16 protein-coding genes and 1 pseudogene are annotated in these 14,589 nt (G+C 66.1%); 8 read left to right on the top strand and 9 right to left on the bottom strand.

Annotation, left to right across the window (positions count from 1 at the left end; all coding sequences use genetic code 11):
• The first annotated feature begins 16 nt into the window (after nucleotides 1-16).
• Nucleotides 17-796, top strand: a complete 780-nt coding sequence (locus AC07YR_RS07340; protein ID WP_436056509.1) for an enoyl-CoA hydratase — start codon at nucleotides 17-19, stop codon at nucleotides 794-796.
• Between the two features lie 49 nt (nucleotides 797-845).
• On the opposite strand, the gene AC07YR_RS07345 is transcribed toward AC07YR_RS07340, so the two are convergent.
• From AC07YR_RS07345 to AC07YR_RS07360, 4 genes are all read right to left on the bottom strand, one after another.
• Entirely contained in the window at nucleotides 846-1,478 is a 633-nt protein-coding gene (locus tag AC07YR_RS07345) for a class I SAM-dependent methyltransferase (RefSeq protein WP_494733561.1), read from the bottom strand.
• A gap of 142 nt (nucleotides 1,479-1,620) precedes the next feature.
• Nucleotides 1,621-2,049, bottom strand: coding sequence for a DUF1761 domain-containing protein (locus tag AC07YR_RS07350; RefSeq protein WP_055801269.1), 429 nt, complete (start codon nucleotides 2,047-2,049; stop codon nucleotides 1,621-1,623).
• Between the two features lie 87 nt (nucleotides 2,050-2,136).
• Nucleotides 2,137-2,643, bottom strand: a complete 507-nt coding sequence (locus AC07YR_RS07355) for a MarR family winged helix-turn-helix transcriptional regulator (protein ID WP_494733562.1) — start codon at nucleotides 2,641-2,643, stop codon at nucleotides 2,137-2,139.
• Nucleotides 2,644-2,668: 25 nt separating this feature from the next.
• Nucleotides 2,669-4,447 (bottom strand): AMP-binding protein, encoded by a 1,779-nt coding sequence (locus AC07YR_RS07360; protein ID WP_494733563.1) that lies wholly within the window; start codon nucleotides 4,445-4,447, stop codon nucleotides 2,669-2,671.
• A 159-nt stretch (nucleotides 4,448-4,606) separates the two neighbouring features.
• Here AC07YR_RS07360 and AC07YR_RS07365 point away from each other — a divergent pair, with 159 nt between their 5' ends.
• Nucleotides 4,607-5,740 (top strand): acyl-CoA dehydrogenase family protein, encoded by a 1,134-nt coding sequence (locus AC07YR_RS07365; protein WP_494733718.1) that lies wholly within the window; start codon nucleotides 4,607-4,609, stop codon nucleotides 5,738-5,740.
• Between the two features lie 24 nt (nucleotides 5,741-5,764).
• Here the strand turns inward: AC07YR_RS07365 and AC07YR_RS07370 are convergent, their stop codons facing one another.
• Complete coding sequence (locus AC07YR_RS07370; protein WP_055801256.1) at nucleotides 5,765-6,337, bottom strand: dihydrofolate reductase family protein; 573 nt, start codon at nucleotides 6,335-6,337, stop codon at nucleotides 5,765-5,767.
• Between the two features lie 61 nt (nucleotides 6,338-6,398).
• Entirely contained in the window at nucleotides 6,399-6,941 is a 543-nt protein-coding gene (locus AC07YR_RS07375) for a GNAT family N-acetyltransferase (protein ID WP_494733564.1), read from the bottom strand.
• Nucleotides 6,942-7,111: 170 nt separating this feature from the next.
• Here AC07YR_RS07375 and AC07YR_RS07380 point away from each other — a divergent pair, with 170 nt between their 5' ends.
• From AC07YR_RS07380 to AC07YR_RS07395, 4 genes are all read left to right on the top strand, one after another.
• The gene (locus tag AC07YR_RS07380; protein ID WP_055801251.1) at nucleotides 7,112-7,513 is read left to right on the top strand and encodes a cytochrome c oxidase subunit 4; all 402 of its coding nucleotides are present in this window, start codon (nucleotides 7,112-7,114) and stop codon (nucleotides 7,511-7,513) included.
• Nucleotides 7,514-7,859: 346 nt separating this feature from the next.
• The gene (locus AC07YR_RS07385; RefSeq protein ID WP_494733565.1) at nucleotides 7,860-8,153 is read left to right on the top strand and encodes a hypothetical protein; all 294 of its coding nucleotides are present in this window, start codon (nucleotides 7,860-7,862) and stop codon (nucleotides 8,151-8,153) included.
• Nucleotides 8,154-8,298: 145 nt separating this feature from the next.
• Nucleotides 8,299-9,033, top strand: coding sequence for a TetR/AcrR family transcriptional regulator C-terminal domain-containing protein (locus AC07YR_RS07390; RefSeq protein WP_494733566.1), 735 nt, complete (start codon nucleotides 8,299-8,301; stop codon nucleotides 9,031-9,033).
• A 24-nt stretch (nucleotides 9,034-9,057) separates the two neighbouring features.
• Entirely contained in the window at nucleotides 9,058-10,056 is a 999-nt protein-coding gene (locus AC07YR_RS07395) for a prenyltransferase/squalene oxidase repeat-containing protein (protein WP_494733567.1), read from the top strand.
• Between the two features lie 27 nt (nucleotides 10,057-10,083).
• Here AC07YR_RS07395 and AC07YR_RS07400 read toward each other — a convergent pair whose 3' ends face one another.
• Nucleotides 10,084-11,121 (bottom strand): helix-turn-helix transcriptional regulator, encoded by a 1,038-nt coding sequence (locus tag AC07YR_RS07400; RefSeq protein ID WP_494733568.1) that lies wholly within the window; start codon nucleotides 11,119-11,121, stop codon nucleotides 10,084-10,086.
• Nucleotides 11,122-11,241: 120 nt separating this feature from the next.
• Here AC07YR_RS07400 and AC07YR_RS07405 point away from each other — a divergent pair, with 120 nt between their 5' ends.
• Both AC07YR_RS07405 and AC07YR_RS07410 read left to right on the top strand, forming a co-directional pair.
• On the top strand, nucleotides 11,242-11,640 hold the full coding sequence (locus tag AC07YR_RS07405) for a DUF1304 domain-containing protein (protein ID WP_494733569.1): 399 nt from the start codon (nucleotides 11,242-11,244) through the stop codon (nucleotides 11,638-11,640).
• A 235-nt stretch (nucleotides 11,641-11,875) separates the two neighbouring features.
• Nucleotides 11,876-13,582 (top strand): alpha/beta fold hydrolase, encoded by a 1,707-nt coding sequence (locus tag AC07YR_RS07410; protein WP_494733570.1) that lies wholly within the window; start codon nucleotides 11,876-11,878, stop codon nucleotides 13,580-13,582.
• 1 nt (nucleotide 13,583) lies between these two features.
• Here the strand turns inward: AC07YR_RS07410 and AC07YR_RS07415 are convergent, their stop codons facing one another.
• Both AC07YR_RS07415 and AC07YR_RS07420 read right to left on the bottom strand, forming a co-directional pair.
• On the bottom strand, nucleotides 13,584-13,835 hold the full coding sequence (locus tag AC07YR_RS07415) for a KGG domain-containing protein (RefSeq protein ID WP_436059244.1): 252 nt from the start codon (nucleotides 13,833-13,835) through the stop codon (nucleotides 13,584-13,586).
• Between the two features lie 182 nt (nucleotides 13,836-14,017).
• Nucleotides 14,018-14,503, bottom strand: a pseudogene (locus AC07YR_RS07420) (SDR family NAD(P)-dependent oxidoreductase); the annotation flags it as partial.
• Nucleotides 14,504-14,589: the final 86 nt, after the last annotated feature.

The raw sequence follows: 14,589 nt of genomic DNA on the forward strand, positions 1-14,589 counted from the left end.
ACGTGAGGAGTCAGGCATGACGGAGCAGTACGGGAACATTCTGGTGGAGCGGCGCGGACGCGTGGGGCTGGTGACGCTGAACCGGCCCGAAGCGCTGAATGCGCTGAACAAAGCCACCATGGATGAACTCGTGGCCGCCGTCACGGCCATGGACGCGGATCCCGCAGTGGGCGCCGTGGTGGTCACAGGGTCCGGCAAGGCGTTTGCCGCCGGCGCGGACATCAAGGAGATGGCCGACCAGGGCTACATGGACATGTATGCCGCGGACTGGTTCCGCGGATGGGAGGATTTCACCAGGCTCCGCATTCCGGTGGTGGCGGCTGTCTCCGGCTTCGCCCTGGGCGGCGGCTGCGAACTGGCCATGATGTGCGATTTCATCATCGCGGGGGACAACGCCAAGTTCGGCCAGCCCGAGATCAACCTGGGCGTCCTGCCGGGCATGGGCGGATCGCAGCGGCTCACCCGGGCCGTGGGCAAGGCAAAAGCCATGGACCTGATCCTCACCGGCCGGTTCATGGACGCGGAGGAAGCGGAGCGCGCCGGGCTCGTCTCCAGGGTGGTGCCGGCGGCAGACGTTGTGGAAGAGGCTGTGAAAGTGGCCGAGGTGATTGCCTCCAAGTCAAAGTCGGCTGCGATGCTGGCCAAGGAAGCCGTCAACGCCGCCTTCGAAACCGGACTGGGTCAGGGCGTGCTTTTCGAGCGCCGCCTCTTCCACTCGCTGTTCGCCACCGAGGACCAGAAGGAAGGCATGGCCGCTTTCACGGAGAAGCGGCAGCCGGTCTTCAGGCACCGCTAGGGGTTCGGTTCCCAGCGCCCGGGCGCGGCTAGCCAGCGCCGGGGCGCCGTTAGGGCCTTGGCGCCCGGCGGTGGGCTCGGAGCACTGAATCGGTGACGGTCACAGTGCCGCCGGCCGCGTCCGTCACGGACCTCGGGCGGGCCTCGCAGACGTCGATTTCCCATTCGTCCGGGTCCAGGCCGGCGGCGATTTCCTCCGGTGTGAATAGCAGGCCGGGATCGCCGGGGCGGTGGACTCCCGTTTGCAGGTCCGATGGGTGGTGGCCGACGATCAGGAGCGTTCCGCCGGGTGCCACGGACGCGGCGAGCCGGTGATACAGCTCGGTCCGTTCGGGCGCCGGAAGGTGCATGAACTGCGCGGACACGAGGTCGAACGTGCCGGGCGGCGGCGGTGAAGCCGTCAGATCGTGATGCGCCCAAGTGATCCGGGCAGCCGCCTCCGCGTCCTGCGCTGCCCGTTCGGCTGCCCGGGCCAGAGCCACCGAGGAGATGTCCACGGCCGTGACCCGCCAGCCCTGGCGTGCCAGCCAGAGGGAATCGGCGCCTTCGCCGCTGCCCACGTCCAAGGCAGAGCCGGGACGCAGGCCGGCGGTCTCGGCCAGCAGGTTCGCGTTCGGGTTGCGGCTCCAGACCGAGCCGTGCTGGCGGTAGCGCTCATCCCAGAACGACTCGTCAAACTTCATCCATACTCTCCTTGCTGGCCGGCGCTCGCGTCCCGGCAGGGTGCCCTCAGGGGCGGTCCGCGCTACGCCGTGACAATGCCACGATACGCCGTGACGGCTTCCTCCAGTTCCTCCGGCCCAGCAGCCCGGCTCAGTGGCGCAGCTAGGCGGCGCTAATGCCGAACAGGCCGATAATCAGGCCCATGACCACCAGGGTCACCAGTTCGTGGGCGCAGTTTAGAATGGTCAGCCCGGCCGGGCGGCCCTCGAAGGCGTCGTGCGTGATGAAGCGGGCGGCCGTGAAACCGGCCCAGAGGATGACGGCGGTGATCAGGGTGTTGGCCAGGAAGTTGCCGCCGTAGAAGTGCTGGGAGATGGCGGCGGATCCGGCCAGGACCAGGGCGCTGATGAAGCTGACCACCAGCGTGATCAGGATGGGTTTGACGGCGTCCTTTGCTTCCCCGCTGGGCGAAACCTTCGCGACCTTCATCCAGTAGTTGCCGAACACCTTCGGGGTGTACCAGACCGAGCCCACCACCATGCTGGACAGGGTGGCCAGCAGTACCGCCCAGATATTGATTTCCGGAATCATTGCGCTCTCCTCGGGTCCAGCGTCAGGTCATGTCCTAGACATCAGCAGTCTAGGGCCGGCTGTGGCTTCTTCAAGGCAAAACGGTAGTCAGTCGGCGAAGTCGCCGGCGTTCTGCCGGAATCGCCCGAGGATCCGGATCAGCTGGTCCACGTCCTGGCTGGCGAAACCGGACTGGCCGAATACCTCGGTGTTGAGTGCCGCCGTCGCCCGTTTGGCCAGGGTGCGTCCTTCGGTGGTGAGTTCGATCAGGGTGGTGCGCCCGTCGGTCGGGTGCGGGGAGCGGACCACGAGGCCCGCGCCCTGGAGGCGGTCGACGGCGTTGGTCACCGAGGTGGGGTGGACCTGCAGGAGCGCGCTGGCCTTGTTCATGGGCAGCGCGCCGCTGCGGGCGAAACTCAGGAGCGCCAGGAGTTCGTACCGGGCGAAGGTGAGGCCGAAGGGCTTAAGGACGCCCTCGATCCGGGCCAGCAGGATCTGCTGGGTGCGCATGATGGCCGTGATGGCCGCCATGGGCGCGGCGACATCGCCCCAGCCATGCCGTTCCCAGTTGCGCTGGGCGTCGGCAATGGGATCGCGCGGGAGCGGGTTTCCCATGGCACCTCCTGACATGTGGGTTGCTTCAGCCTAGCTTTTCAGCCCCGGGGCTTTTCAAACCCGGGAAATCCGTCTCCGAGTACTCGACGCCGAGGCCTTCGGGCTGCGGGCCGCCGCCGTGCCGGAGCTCTTCGCTGTGCCGGAGTTCCACGCGCCGGATTTTGCCCGAGATGGTCTTGGGCAGTTCCGCGAACTCCAGCCGCCGGATGCGCTTGAACGGGGCCAGATGGTCACGGCAGTAGCGCAGGATGTCTTCGGCCAGTTCGGGGCCGGGCTGGTGCCCGGCGGCCAGGACCACAAACGCCTTCGGCACGGACAGTTTCAGCGGATCGGGGGATGGGACGACGGCGGCCTCCGCCACGGCGGGGTGTTCGATCAGGACGCTTTCCAGCTCGAACGGGGACAGCCGGTAGTCGGAGGATTTGAAGACGTCGTCGCCGCGGCCCACGTAGGTGATGATGCCGCGCTCGTCCCGGCTGGCCATGTCCCCCGTGTGGTAATAACCGTCACGGAAGGCGTCGGCGGTCTTCTCCGGGTCGCCGTAGTAGGCCTTCATCAGCCCCGCGGGGCGGGGGTCCAGGCGGAGGCAGAGCTCGCCGTCGTCGGCCTCTTCTCCCGTTGCGGGGTCAACGAGCACCACGTCGTAGCCGGGCAGCGGCCTGCCCATGGCGCCGATCTTGATCGGCTGGCCCGGGGTGTTGGCCACCTGCACTGTGGATTCGGTCTGGCCGAAGCCGTCCCGGATGGTCTGGCCCCAGGCGCGGTGGACCTGGTCGATCACCTCGGCGTTGAGGGGTTCGCCGGCGGACACCACCTTGGTGGGCGGGTTCTTCAGGACAGTCAGGTCCGCCTGGATCAGCATGCGCCACACTGTGGGCGGGGCACAGAAACTGGTCACTTTTTCCCGGTCCATCTGTTCCATGAGCGCCTTGGCGTCGAACCGGCTGTAGTTGTAGATGAACACGCACGCCTCGGCGATCCAGGGCGTGAACACGTTGGACCAGGCGTGCTTGGCCCATCCGGGGGAGGCGACATTGAGGTGCACATCGCCGGGGCCCAGCCCGATCCAGAACATGGTGGACAGGTGGCCCACGGGGTAGGACGTGTGCGTGTGTTCCACCAGTTTGGCCTTCGAGGTGGTGCCTGATGTGAAGTAGAGGAGTAAGGTCTCGTCCGCCTTGGTGGGCGCGTCCGGCGCGAAGTCCGTCGGAGCGCTGTGGGAATCGGCGTACTGCAGCGCGGCTGAGTGTTCATCGGCGCTATCTGTGCTGGACACATCGGTGCTGCTGCGCTCGCCGTCGGCAATTTCAATGAGCTTGTAGTTGCCGGGAACGCCGGCAAACTTGCCGATGTTGGAACTTCCGACGGCGGCCCAGCCCGCTTCGCCGCGCTCCACCCGGTCCGCCAGGTCCGCGGGACCCATGAGCGTGGTGGTGGGGATCATGACGATTCCCAGTTTGATGCCGGCCAGCATGAGCTCCCACAGTTCCACCTGGTTGCCGAGCATGATGATCATGCGGTCACCACGGCGGACGCCGCGGCCGCGGAGCCAGTTGGCCACCTGGTTGGAACGCTCGGAAAGCTCCCCGAAGCTCCGCCTGGTGGCGCTGCCGTCCTGCTCCACGATCACCAGGGCCGGTTTGGTGCCCTTGGCGGGGTCCGCGGCGATCTGGTCGAACCAGTCGAGGGCGAAGTTGAATTCTTCGAAGCGGGGCCACTGGAATTCATCCCGTGCCCGGCCGTAGTCCTCGCGCAGGGCCAGAAGCCTGTCCCTCGCGGCCCGGAAGTCGTCGGTGACTGTCATGGGGCCCTTTCGCCTAGTGATCCATATCACTGTGCAATATACTAGGACATCCAAGGGTTTGGAAGAGCGAAGGGATGCGTGCCGGTGCAGCCACAACGACGTGACGGCGGGGAAATCACAACAGTTGCGGAGCAGCCGCCGTTCCCGGATGCGGACCTCATGTACATCGTGGACCTGCTGCCGGAGGGGGAGCGGTCGCGCTACCTGGAGGTGCGGGACTTCCTGCAGTCCCGTATCCGCGCAGCGTCCATCGAATACTGGAACCGCGAGGAATTTCCGTTCGGACTGCTGGCCGAAATGGGCAAGTACGGGCTGGGCGGGCTGCAGACGGACGGGACGTCGGCTCTCTTCAAAGGCCTGATGTATGTCGAAGTGGCCCGGGCGGATGTGTCCCTGTCGGCGCTGGTGGGCATCCACAATGAGCTGATCGTGGGGATGATCGACGAGCTCGGTTCGGACGAGCAGAAGCAGCGGTGGCTGCCCGGGTTGCAGGCGTTCACCCAGCTGGGAGCCTTCGCGCTGACGGAGCCGGAGCACGGCTCGGACATTGCCGGCGGCCTCGAAACGTCAGCGCGGCTGGAGCGCGGCGAATGGGTGATCAACGGCGCCAAGCGGTGGATCGGTGCCGGGACCATCGCCGACTTTGCGCTGGTCTGGGCCCGGGATGAGGCGGACGGCCAGATCAAGGGGTTCATCGTGGAAACGGACCGGCCCGGCTATTCCGCCACAAAGATCTGCAACAAGATCGGCCTGCGGATCATGCAGAACGCGGACATCGTTCTCGAGGAGGTCCGGATTCCGGAGTCCAACCTCCTGCCCGGTGCCACGGATTTTTCCAAGGCCAACGACCTCCTCCGCGACTCGCGTGCCTGGGTGGGCTGGCAGGCTGCCGGGATCCAGCTGGCGGCGTTCGACGTCGCCCGTTCCTATGCCCTGGAACGGAAGCAGTTCGGCAAGGAGCTGGCCCGGTTCCAGCTGATCCAGCAGCAGCTGGCCGAAATCCTTGGCAATGCCAGTGCCTCCCTGGCGCTCATGGCCCAGCTGGCCCGGATCCAGCAGGACGGCAAGCTGGAAATGGTCCAGGCGGCCATGGCGAAGTCCACCACCACCCGGCTGGCGCGGGCCTCAGTGGCGATGGGCAGGTCCCTGCTGGGCGGCAACGGCATCAGCAGCGACTACGAGATGGGCAAGCTGTTTGGCGACGCCGAAATTCTGTACACGTACGAGGGCAGCTACGAGATCAACTCACTGATCGTGGCCCGGGCCGTGACCGGGAAGTCCGCGTTCGTCTGAGGGTTATCTTTATTCCCGTTCTCTTTAGTCCTGGCCGCGCTCGTAGTGGAGGAGAACCACGCCGTTGCCGAACGCATGTGTGCCGGCCAGCTTGAGGTTCATTCGGACGTCCGGTGACTCGAACAGCGGCCGGCCGTTGCCCTGGCCCAGGACCACAGGGTGGACGTAGATCCTGTATTCATCCACCAGGCCGAGCCGCAGGAACGTCGCGGTCAGATTGGCGCCGCTGAGCGCAATGTCGCCGCCCGGCTGCGCCTTTAGTTCCGCGATTTCTTCAGGCACGACGTCGTGCTTCACGGTTGTGTTCCAGCCGGCTTCGGTGAGGGTCCGGGAGAACACGATTTTGGGAATCTCGCGCCAGATCGCTGCGAACTCGGCCTCGACCGCCGTGCTGTTCGGATCCTGGTCGGCGGTTGGCCAGTAATCGGCCATCAGTTCGTAGGTGACCCGCCCATCAATGAACGCGCCCATCTCCCTGCAGACATCGTTGAAGTGCTGGTGCAGTTCCTCGTCCACCATGTTCCAGCTGATGTCGCGGTTCAGCCCTTCGAAGTATCCGTCCACCGAAACTGACGCGATCAGAATGATCTTCCGCATGTCGATCCCTTCGTGGCAGGGCGGGCACCCGGGCGGGGCCGCCGTCGTACCCTCCAGTGAATCACTCAAGGATGCGTTGGAACAGGACATGGTCCTGCCAGGAGCCTGCAATCTTGAGGTAGGACGGTGCCAGGCCGATCTCTTCAAACCCGGCGCGGGACAATACTTTGCGGGAAGGCGTGTTGTGTTCGAGGGTGGCCGCCTGGACCCGGTGCAGGCCGAGCTCGTCCTTCGCTGCAGCCAGCACGGATGTGATGGCTGAGCTGCAGACGCCGCGGCCGTTGAAGTCCTTGTCCACCCAGTAACCGACGTGGGCGCTGAGGAACGGGCCGCGGACGATTCCTGTCAGCGTGATCGCTCCGACAATGCGGCTGCCGGCCAGCAGAACCCACGGCACCTCCTGCCCCGCAGCCTGCAGGGCGAGCTTGGATTCGATGACGGCGCGCTGGCCGGCAGCCGTGAAGAACTCGGCAGCCCGGGCCGGTTCCCAGGGGGCAAGGTGGTCCCGGTTCAGCACGTACGCCGCACTGAGCCGCTCAGCATCAGCAGCCTGAAGCAACCGCATTTGGATATCGCCGGTCACGGTGGCGGCCTGAGTAGTCATCCTCCGACTCTATCCGCGGGAGGCTGCCCTGCCCGGGGAGGGGCCGGTAGGGATGGTGCCGCGGCAAGGGGGGTCCTTCGTCCCTTCCGCGGGGCGGGGAGTGAAGGCCACAGTTGGATCAGGAGGGTTGCGCTTGCCTAACCCCGGTTTGATTCGCAGAAAGAGGAGTCATGAAAATCGAATCCTGGATTTTCGGAGGCATGGCCATTTTCTTCGTACCCGTTGGGGTGGTCTACGGCTTCGTCACGGAGTGGACCGAGCCGGTTGGCTTCCTGGCCTTATGGCTGGTGGGTGGCCTGGCGGGGCTGATCGGCGGCTACCTTGGCTACACGGGCCGGCGGGTGGGGATGCGTCCCGAGGACCGTCATGATGCGGAGATCCACGAGGGCGCAGGCGAGCAGGGCCAGTTCAGTCCCTGGAGCTGGTGGCCCATTGCCCTGGGCTTTTCCGCGGCAACCGGGTTCCTGGGCTTGGCAATTGGATTCTGGATCCTCTACATCGGTGCAGGGTTTGCACTGGTTGCGCTGATTGGCTGGGTATTTGAATACAGCCGCGGAGACCACGCCCACTAGCTAAGAGGTGCAAGGCGCGCGCCCGGAGAGGGCGTCGAGCAAAAAAATTCGCCCATCGACTTGAAACTAAGCCTACTTATGATTAGGGTTGAAGTTATGAAGGGGTGCGGCGTTATGCGCACTGACGCCCTTTCGGAAGGTCCCAACGGGACCGGACAGCTTGGGAGAATGGCCTGTTCCATAGGCGCTCCCGGTGCCCGCCGAGGCGAAGAGCTGTAAGCAACCAAAAAGAGATGCGGTGAACCGCGGCCTGAACCTGGGCTGCAGCCACCTTGGTAATCGCGTAACCGCGGTGCCGGGGGAGTGTTTGCGTGCATCAAAATCGAGGGAGCAAAAGATGTCAGTTATGAAGAAAGCTACTACCGCCGTTGCCGGATCGCTGTTCCTGGTGGGGATGGCCGCAGGGCCTTCGATGGCTGCGGACAACAGCACTGTCAACGACGGCCTGGTGAGCGTCACTGTCGGCGATGTGACAGTCCTTGAGGACGTCAATGTCGGCGTAGCCGCTGATGTGACGGCACAGATCTGTGGTGTGGAAGTCGGGCCGGTCGCCGTTCTGGGTGAGGCTGTCGACGCCACGAGCACCGAGTCTGTCGTCTGCGACGACAATGGCGGTCCGGTCACTATTATTCAGAACTGACGGACTGCGCCTGCGTAGAGGGCGTTGATGTCCTCTAGCGCAAACAAAAAGCGGCGGGGCCATCTGGTCCCGCCGCTTTTGCCGTCCGTAGAGCTGGTGTACGTAGTACACTCGTGGCAACAAAATCGCAAGGTAAGGTGCCCACATGACGCAGCAGGCGGAAGCCACGCGCCGAATCCCGCTGAACCGGGAGCGGGTGCTGACTGCCGCCGTCGTACTCGCCGACGAAGCGGGCATCGAGGCGCTCAGCATGAGGCGCCTGGCGCAGGAGCTCGGCGTCGTACCGATGGCGCTCTACAAGCACGTCGCCAACAAGGAGGAGCTCCTCGACGGCATGGTGGACGTCCTAGTCGGCGAAATCGATCCTCCCGCCCGCGATACCGGGTGGCAGAGCGCGGTCCGGTTACGGGTGCTTTCAGCGAGGAAAGCCCTATTGCGGCATCCGTGGGCCCGGCAGGTGCTTGAGTCCCGCACCACCCGGACACCGGCGGTCCTTGGCTACATGGACTCGTTCATCGGGATGTTCCTGGCCGGCGGCTTCTCCGTGGACCTCACCCATCACGTAATGCATGCACTCGGCAGCCGCATGTGGGGGTTCACCCAGGAGCTGTTCGACGATTCCGCCGGCAATGCGGCGGCCGGGGTGGCGCCGTCAGGGGTAACGCCGGAAACGCAGGAGGCCATGCTCCGGGAGATGGCGCAGCGCTATCCGAACATCCTGCAAGTAGCCATGGCGGCCAATCACGACGACGGATCCGTGGTGTCGCAGGGCTGCGACGACCAGTTTGAATTCGAGTTCGCGCTTGACCTCCTCCTGGCCGGGTTCGAGCGCTTCCACCGGCAGGGCTGGACGTCGGAGCGGGCGAAGCTGGAGCGGTAGCCCGCCGGATGCTAGCTTGTGGGGATGGAGGCACTCGACTGGCTGCTTGACTCCGATCCCGCGATCCGCTGGCAGGTCCTGCGCGACCTCACGGACGCGCCGCCTGAGGAAGTGCAGTCCGAGCGTGCCCGCGTCGCCACCCAAGGCTGGGGCGCCCGCCTGCTCGCGCTGCAGGACGGCAACGGTCAGTGGGACGGCGGAACGTACTTCCCGGCGCAGTTCGACGAGTCGGAGCCAGGCCAGCCCTGGACTGCAACCACTTACAGCCTGTTGCTGCTGCGCGATTTCGGGCTTGATCCCCGCGGCGGCCGGGCACGCCGCGCCGTCGAGCTCGTCCGCGACAACAGCCGCTGGGAGGAAGGCGATCAGCCGTTCTTCGAGGGCGAGGTGGAGCCGTGCGTCAACGGCATGGCCGTGGCACTTGGCGCCTACTTCGGTGAGAAGGTCGACGGCGTCGTGGAGCGTCTGCTGGGTGAGCAGCTCGTCGACGGCGGATGGAACTGCGAGGCGGAACGCGGTTCGGTGCGTTCGTCGTTCGGGACAACCATCAACGTGCTCGAAGGGCTGCTGGAACACGAGCACGCGACCGGCGGGTCCCCGGACTCAATCGAGGCCAGGCAGCGCGCCGAGGAGTACCTGCTGGAACGCGGGCTCCTTCGGCGCAAGACCACCGGCGAACTGATCGACCGAGACTGGCTGGAGTTTTCCTACCCCACCCGCTGGTTTTACGACGTGCTGCGCGGCCTCGACTACTTCCGCGCGGCATCCACCAGTCCGGACGAACGCATCGCCGAAGCGGTGGAGGTGCTGCGCTCCAAGCAGCAGCCCAATGGCACCTGGCTGCTGGAAAACACGCATCCGGGCCGGATCCACTTCGCCTTGGAGGACGGTGACGGGCGCCCGAGCCGGTGGAACACCCTAAGGGCGCTGCGGGTGCTCGGATGGTATGAGGGCAGTATCGCTGGCGGCAGTGCTCGAGCGATGCCGCTGCGGGAAACCACGGGGGGCAACGGGCCGGGCTGACCTCGTAGCTAGCCGGAACCGGCCACCTCAGCCGAGAAGTCTCGCCACCAGTTCGCCGCGGCTCCCGACTCCCACCTTGTCGAAGAGGGACTTCAGGTGGTCATGGACCGTGTGGGGCGAGATGAACAAATGGTCGGCTATGTCCGTCGTCGCCGAGCCGGAGACCACCTCAAGGCAGACCTCCCGCTCCCGGGCCGTGGCGCCGTAGGCGGCGAGCAGGAGGCTCACCATTTCGTGGGTGGTGGCGGGTTCCACGGTGACCACCATCTGCCCGGGGTCGTCCCCGGTGATGAGCCGGCTGGCCTGGAGCACCACCCAATGATCTCCGGCGTCGCGCATCCTCATGCGGGCCGTCCCGGAAACAGAAGCCTTCGCGGCAGCCACCACCGCGTAGAGCGTCATGCTGAAACGGCCGGGCGCCTCATCGTCCAGCTGAGCCAGCCAGGTGGCGGCTGCCTCAGTCGCGGCACGCAGCTCACCGCGCGGTCCGACCAACACGATCACCGGACCCTCCGGCCCGTGCGCCGCGTGCCGCTCCGCGCGGACCGCGACCCGGGTGGCCGCGGCCAGGGCTGATGCGATGGAACTCAGGAATTCCACTTCCCGGTCGGTGAAGTCCGCGCCCGGCTCACGGAAGAGCCCGCCCACGGCCCAGCAGGCGGCATCGGCCCGGAACACCGCACGGAGTTCGTGCTCCAGCCCCTGCGGACGGAGCAGGTCGTTGAGCCGCACGCTCCTGACCACATCGCGGTGCGGCACATCGGAGAGCCGGGCGGCCGGTACCGGCCGCCGGATCAGCGCCGCGAAGGCATTCGGCTCCGTGCCCGCATATTCGGTCTCGGCGAAGCGCGCGGCGTATTCATCGGGCACAGGCCAGGGCGGCCAGTTGGTGATCGACGTCATGATGAGGGAGTCCGGGTCGACGCCGGACCAGCAGGCCTGCTGAAACGGCACGGTGTGATGGACGACGGCGAGCGCTGCAGCATGCAGCTCGGCTACGCCCATGCCGGTGGTCGCCATGGCCGAAATCTCGCGCTGGGCCCGCTGTGCACGATCTGCCCACATGCTTTCAGTATCCGCCCCCAAGGACGGACTGCAATCCCCAAATTGGGGGATGGCGGAGGCGCTGGCGGAACCCCCTGGGCGGGGATGGGACAGGCTTCGCGGCGGACGTAGTCTTCGACCATGAACGCCGTTGCCCAACTGTTTGCGCTGCTGGAAGCCCTGATCTATATCGCGGTGTTTCCCCTTGAGGCCTTTCTCCTGCGCCGCCCCGCTGTGCAGAGATTCCTCAGCACCCCTGCAGAAAATGTCCCCGCCGTCATGATGTGGGCGATTCCCGTCGGCTTCCGCAATCTCCTCATAGCTTTGGGGGTCATTGCGGGACTCGTGGCGTTGAATACCGGGAACGACGTGGTCGGCCGGACGCTGGTTACCTACTGCTGCGCGTACATGGTCCTGGGTGGATCCACCATGGCCCTGGCCGATGCGCTGGGACACTACCCCAAGAAGGGCGACAGCATTCCGGGAACTCTTGCCGCCACTGTGCCGGCCCTCATTGCGCTCGCAGCCTCGGTGTTCTGAGCGGGCATTGGCCGCCGTTCTGAACGCAGGGACAAACGAAGGCCCGCCTATGGGGGACAGACGGACCTTCGCAGTTAAGACGGTACGCCTCTTCTAAATACCCATCGAGTGGAGATGCATTACTGCCGCGCGCCGGCAACTTCGGGACCTGATCGCGGCGTGCGTCACCGTCCTTTCCGAGTCCCGGCCTGCGGCGTAGTCTGCCTCTTATCACGACACCCGGGCGGGAGGATCTTTGGATGGCTACGCCGAGCTGCGGGCGTTCCGCGGCACGCACCCGTACCGATCGGTGACGGTCGGCGGCGTCGAATGGAAGTACATCGCCGGCCCGGTGCCCGACGAGGCCATGCCGGCACTTCTCGTCCTGGGCGGCGGGTTCTCCTTCGGCGATTCCGCGTTCCGCACGATCACTGCCTTCGAACCGCACTTCCGGGTGCTCTCACCCTCGTATCCGTCGGTGCGGACAATGGCCGAACTCGTGGCAGGGGTTGCGGCCATCCTCGACGCAGAGGGTATCCAGTCCGCGAGCATTTTCGGCCACTCCCTCGGCGCCGGCGTCGCGCACGCCTTTGCATGCCACTATCCGCAGCGCGTGGACAAGCTCATCCTGTCCGGGTTCGGTCTCTATACCCGTGGTCACGTGCGCCTGGTGAGCGCCTTCGTCGGTCTGTTCTCGATACTGCCCAAAGATGCCCTGGCGGCTTTCTACCGTCCGAGGATCGCACGCCTTGTCGCAGGGGCGGAAGCCGACGAACGTGCTTTCCTCAGCGCCTACACGGAAGACCTTTTCGCAGCACACACGAAGGAATCGGCCCTTGCCCGCCTGGCAGTCGTGCTGGATCTGGCGGCGCATCCGGACCGTTACGCCGCCTCGTCCACCTTCGAGCGTCCGGACGACGTGCTGGTGATCGCCGCTGCCGACGACCGCGGTTTCACCCCGCGCGAACGCGAAGCGTTGCTTGCCGCCTACCCCGGCGCCCGTGCCTATGTTTTTGGCGAGGGCGGCCACCTGACGGCCGTCACCCACCCGGCTGAATACGCCGACGTCGTCGAACGCTTCCTCAAGGGCCGTCCCCTTCCCGCGGGGCGTAGCGAAAACCCGGCCGTGGCGGCCCTGGAGGCCAGGCTGGCCGGCTTCCGTGCCAGGCACCAGTACCGCACGCTCGACGTTGACGGTGTGCGCTGGCGCTACCTTTCGGGCGGCTCGGGCGAACAAACGGTGCTTCTGCCCGCCGGTGGTACACGGATGCCGGACATGTACCTGCTGCTGATCGAGGCGCTGGAGCGGGACTTCCGAGTCCTCGCGCCGGCCTACCCCGCCGGTGCCGGCATCGCCGGGCTCGCGGACGGACTGGCCGCGATCCTTGACGCCGAGGGAGTCAATCAGGCGGATGTGCTGGGCTCGTCTTTCGGCGGATTTGTGGCCCAGACGTTCGCCCGCCGGCATCCGGAGCGCGTGCGGCGCCTGGTGCTGGCGAACACCGGCAGCCCTGCCGCGGCCCCGCTCCCTTGGCTCCCGCTCCTCATCCGCTTCCTCTCCGTCCTTCCCGAAAGCGCCGTGCGATCCCTGACCGGCCGGAACTGGCGCCGCTGGTTTGTCCCGGACTCACAGGACGACGCGAGTTTCTGGACCATGCTGCTGTCGGACGTACTCAGCCGGCTGGGCAAGGAGGATCTGCTGTCCGGCCTACGGGAGATGAAGGAGTTTGCCCATCTTCCGGCCGAACGGGCAGGCGGGGTGCGCACGCCCACCCCGCCTGTACCGGTGCTGCTGATCGAATCGGAGCGGGACGAGGCGTTCCCGCCCCGGGCACGTGCGGCTCTCCGCGCCCTTTATCCGTTTGCGGAGATCCGTCTTTTCGCGGGCGCGGGCCACGGGGTCATGGCGACGCGGACCGCCGAGTACCTCGCCACCGTGGGGGAGTTCCTTCGCCGACTCTGACCTAGGCAGCCCTGATTTTCACGGGAGCCCGGCCAGGTGCGAGCAGGCGTCCCACAAGCGCTTGCGGACTTCGGGATCCGATCCCATGCCCGGCGTCGGGAGCTCCTTGCGCTTTGCCCAGAGCTTGCCGGAGACCGCCGCCGTTTCCCCCGAGGTGGCGAGCCAGAGCGCTGTGTCTGCCGCCTTTTCGGCCGGCGCACCGAGCGCGTTCGTGATCCAGCGAAAGGGGCCCCCGACGTCGAGCAGCAGCGATGTGTTCTTGACCAGTCCCGGATGGACGGCATTCGCCACCACGCCCGAGCCGTGCAGGCGCTCAGCGAACTCTTGGGTGAGCAGAACCCTGGCCAGCATTGTGGGCGGGGTCGAGCGCAGGTAGCTGTACCTGCCCTTGGCTGTCTGGAGGTCGTCGAGATTGAGTTTGGTGTTGCCGTATTTGGACGCGATATTCACGATGCGGGACGTGCGCGCGGCCCCGGACGGCCGGCCCGCAACTCCGCCGTCCCCTGGCGGTACGGCCGCGGCGTGTTTGAGTGCGTCCAGCAGGAGGTTGGTCAGCAGGAAGTAGGCCATCACATTGGTGGCGAAGGTCAGTTCGAGCCCGTCGGGGGTCACATGCCGCTCTTTGCGGAACACTCCCGCTGCGTTGACGAGCACGTCGAGCCGGTCATGGCGCGACAGGAACCCGGCGGCCGCCGCACGGATTGAGGACTGGACTGAAAGGTCACAGGTCAGCGGCTCAAGCCGGGCGTCAGGGACGAAGAGGCGGATGCCCTTAACCGCCTCTTCGGCCCGGGCCCCTGAGCGCCCCACCACCACGACCAACGCGCCCTCGCGGGCAAGTCCGGTTGCCACGGCTTTTCCCAGGCCGCTCGCAGCCCCCGTCACCAGCGCCACGGTTCCATCCATGGAAGCCATCGTCATCGCCTCCTGAGGCTTGTCCTGCCAACTAGGTCGCCGCCTTGCCGCCGGGCGCTTTAGGCCCTCCGTCTCGACTGGTCACATCACAG

The sequence above is a fragment of the Arthrobacter sp. GW460-12-1-14-TSB2 genome, from assembly GCF_059423525.1.

What these genes read in the sequence shown, in the direction of transcription:
- AC07YR_RS07400 (WP_494733568.1), bottom strand. Translation starts at nt 11,121, where the DNA reads ATGTGGGCAGATCGTGCACAGCGGGCCCAGCGCGAGATTTCGGCCATG.
- AC07YR_RS07395 (WP_494733567.1), top strand. Translation starts at nt 9,058, where the DNA reads ATGGAGGCACTCGACTGGCTGCTTGACTCCGATCCCGCGATCCGCTGG.
- AC07YR_RS07405 (WP_494733569.1), top strand. Translation starts at nt 11,242, where the DNA reads ATGAACGCCGTTGCCCAACTGTTTGCGCTGCTGGAAGCCCTGATCTAT.
- AC07YR_RS07370 (WP_055801256.1), bottom strand. Translation starts at nt 6,337, where the DNA reads ATGCGGAAGATCATTCTGATCGCGTCAGTTTCGGTGGACGGATACTTC.
- AC07YR_RS07390 (WP_494733566.1), top strand. Translation starts at nt 8,299, where the DNA reads ATGACGCAGCAGGCGGAAGCCACGCGCCGAATCCCGCTGAACCGGGAG.
- AC07YR_RS07340 (WP_436056509.1), top strand. Translation starts at nt 17, where the DNA reads ATGACGGAGCAGTACGGGAACATTCTGGTGGAGCGGCGCGGACGCGTG.
- AC07YR_RS07375 (WP_494733564.1), bottom strand. Translation starts at nt 6,941, where the DNA reads ATGACTACTCAGGCCGCCACCGTGACCGGCGATATCCAAATGCGGTTG.
- AC07YR_RS07360 (WP_494733563.1), bottom strand. Translation starts at nt 4,447, where the DNA reads ATGACAGTCACCGACGACTTCCGGGCCGCGAGGGACAGGCTTCTGGCC.
- AC07YR_RS07345 (WP_494733561.1), bottom strand. Translation starts at nt 1,478, where the DNA reads ATGAAGTTTGACGAGTCGTTCTGGGATGAGCGCTACCGCCAGCACGGC.
- AC07YR_RS07385 (WP_494733565.1), top strand. Translation starts at nt 7,860, where the DNA reads ATGAAGAAAGCTACTACCGCCGTTGCCGGATCGCTGTTCCTGGTGGGG.
- AC07YR_RS07380 (WP_055801251.1), top strand. Translation starts at nt 7,112, where the DNA reads ATGAAAATCGAATCCTGGATTTTCGGAGGCATGGCCATTTTCTTCGTA.
- AC07YR_RS07355 (WP_494733562.1), bottom strand. Translation starts at nt 2,643, where the DNA reads ATGGGAAACCCGCTCCCGCGCGATCCCATTGCCGACGCCCAGCGCAAC.
- AC07YR_RS07365 (WP_494733718.1), top strand. Translation starts at nt 4,607, where the DNA reads ATGTACATCGTGGACCTGCTGCCGGAGGGGGAGCGGTCGCGCTACCTG.
- AC07YR_RS07350 (WP_055801269.1), bottom strand. Translation starts at nt 2,049, where the DNA reads ATGATTCCGGAAATCAATATCTGGGCGGTACTGCTGGCCACCCTGTCC.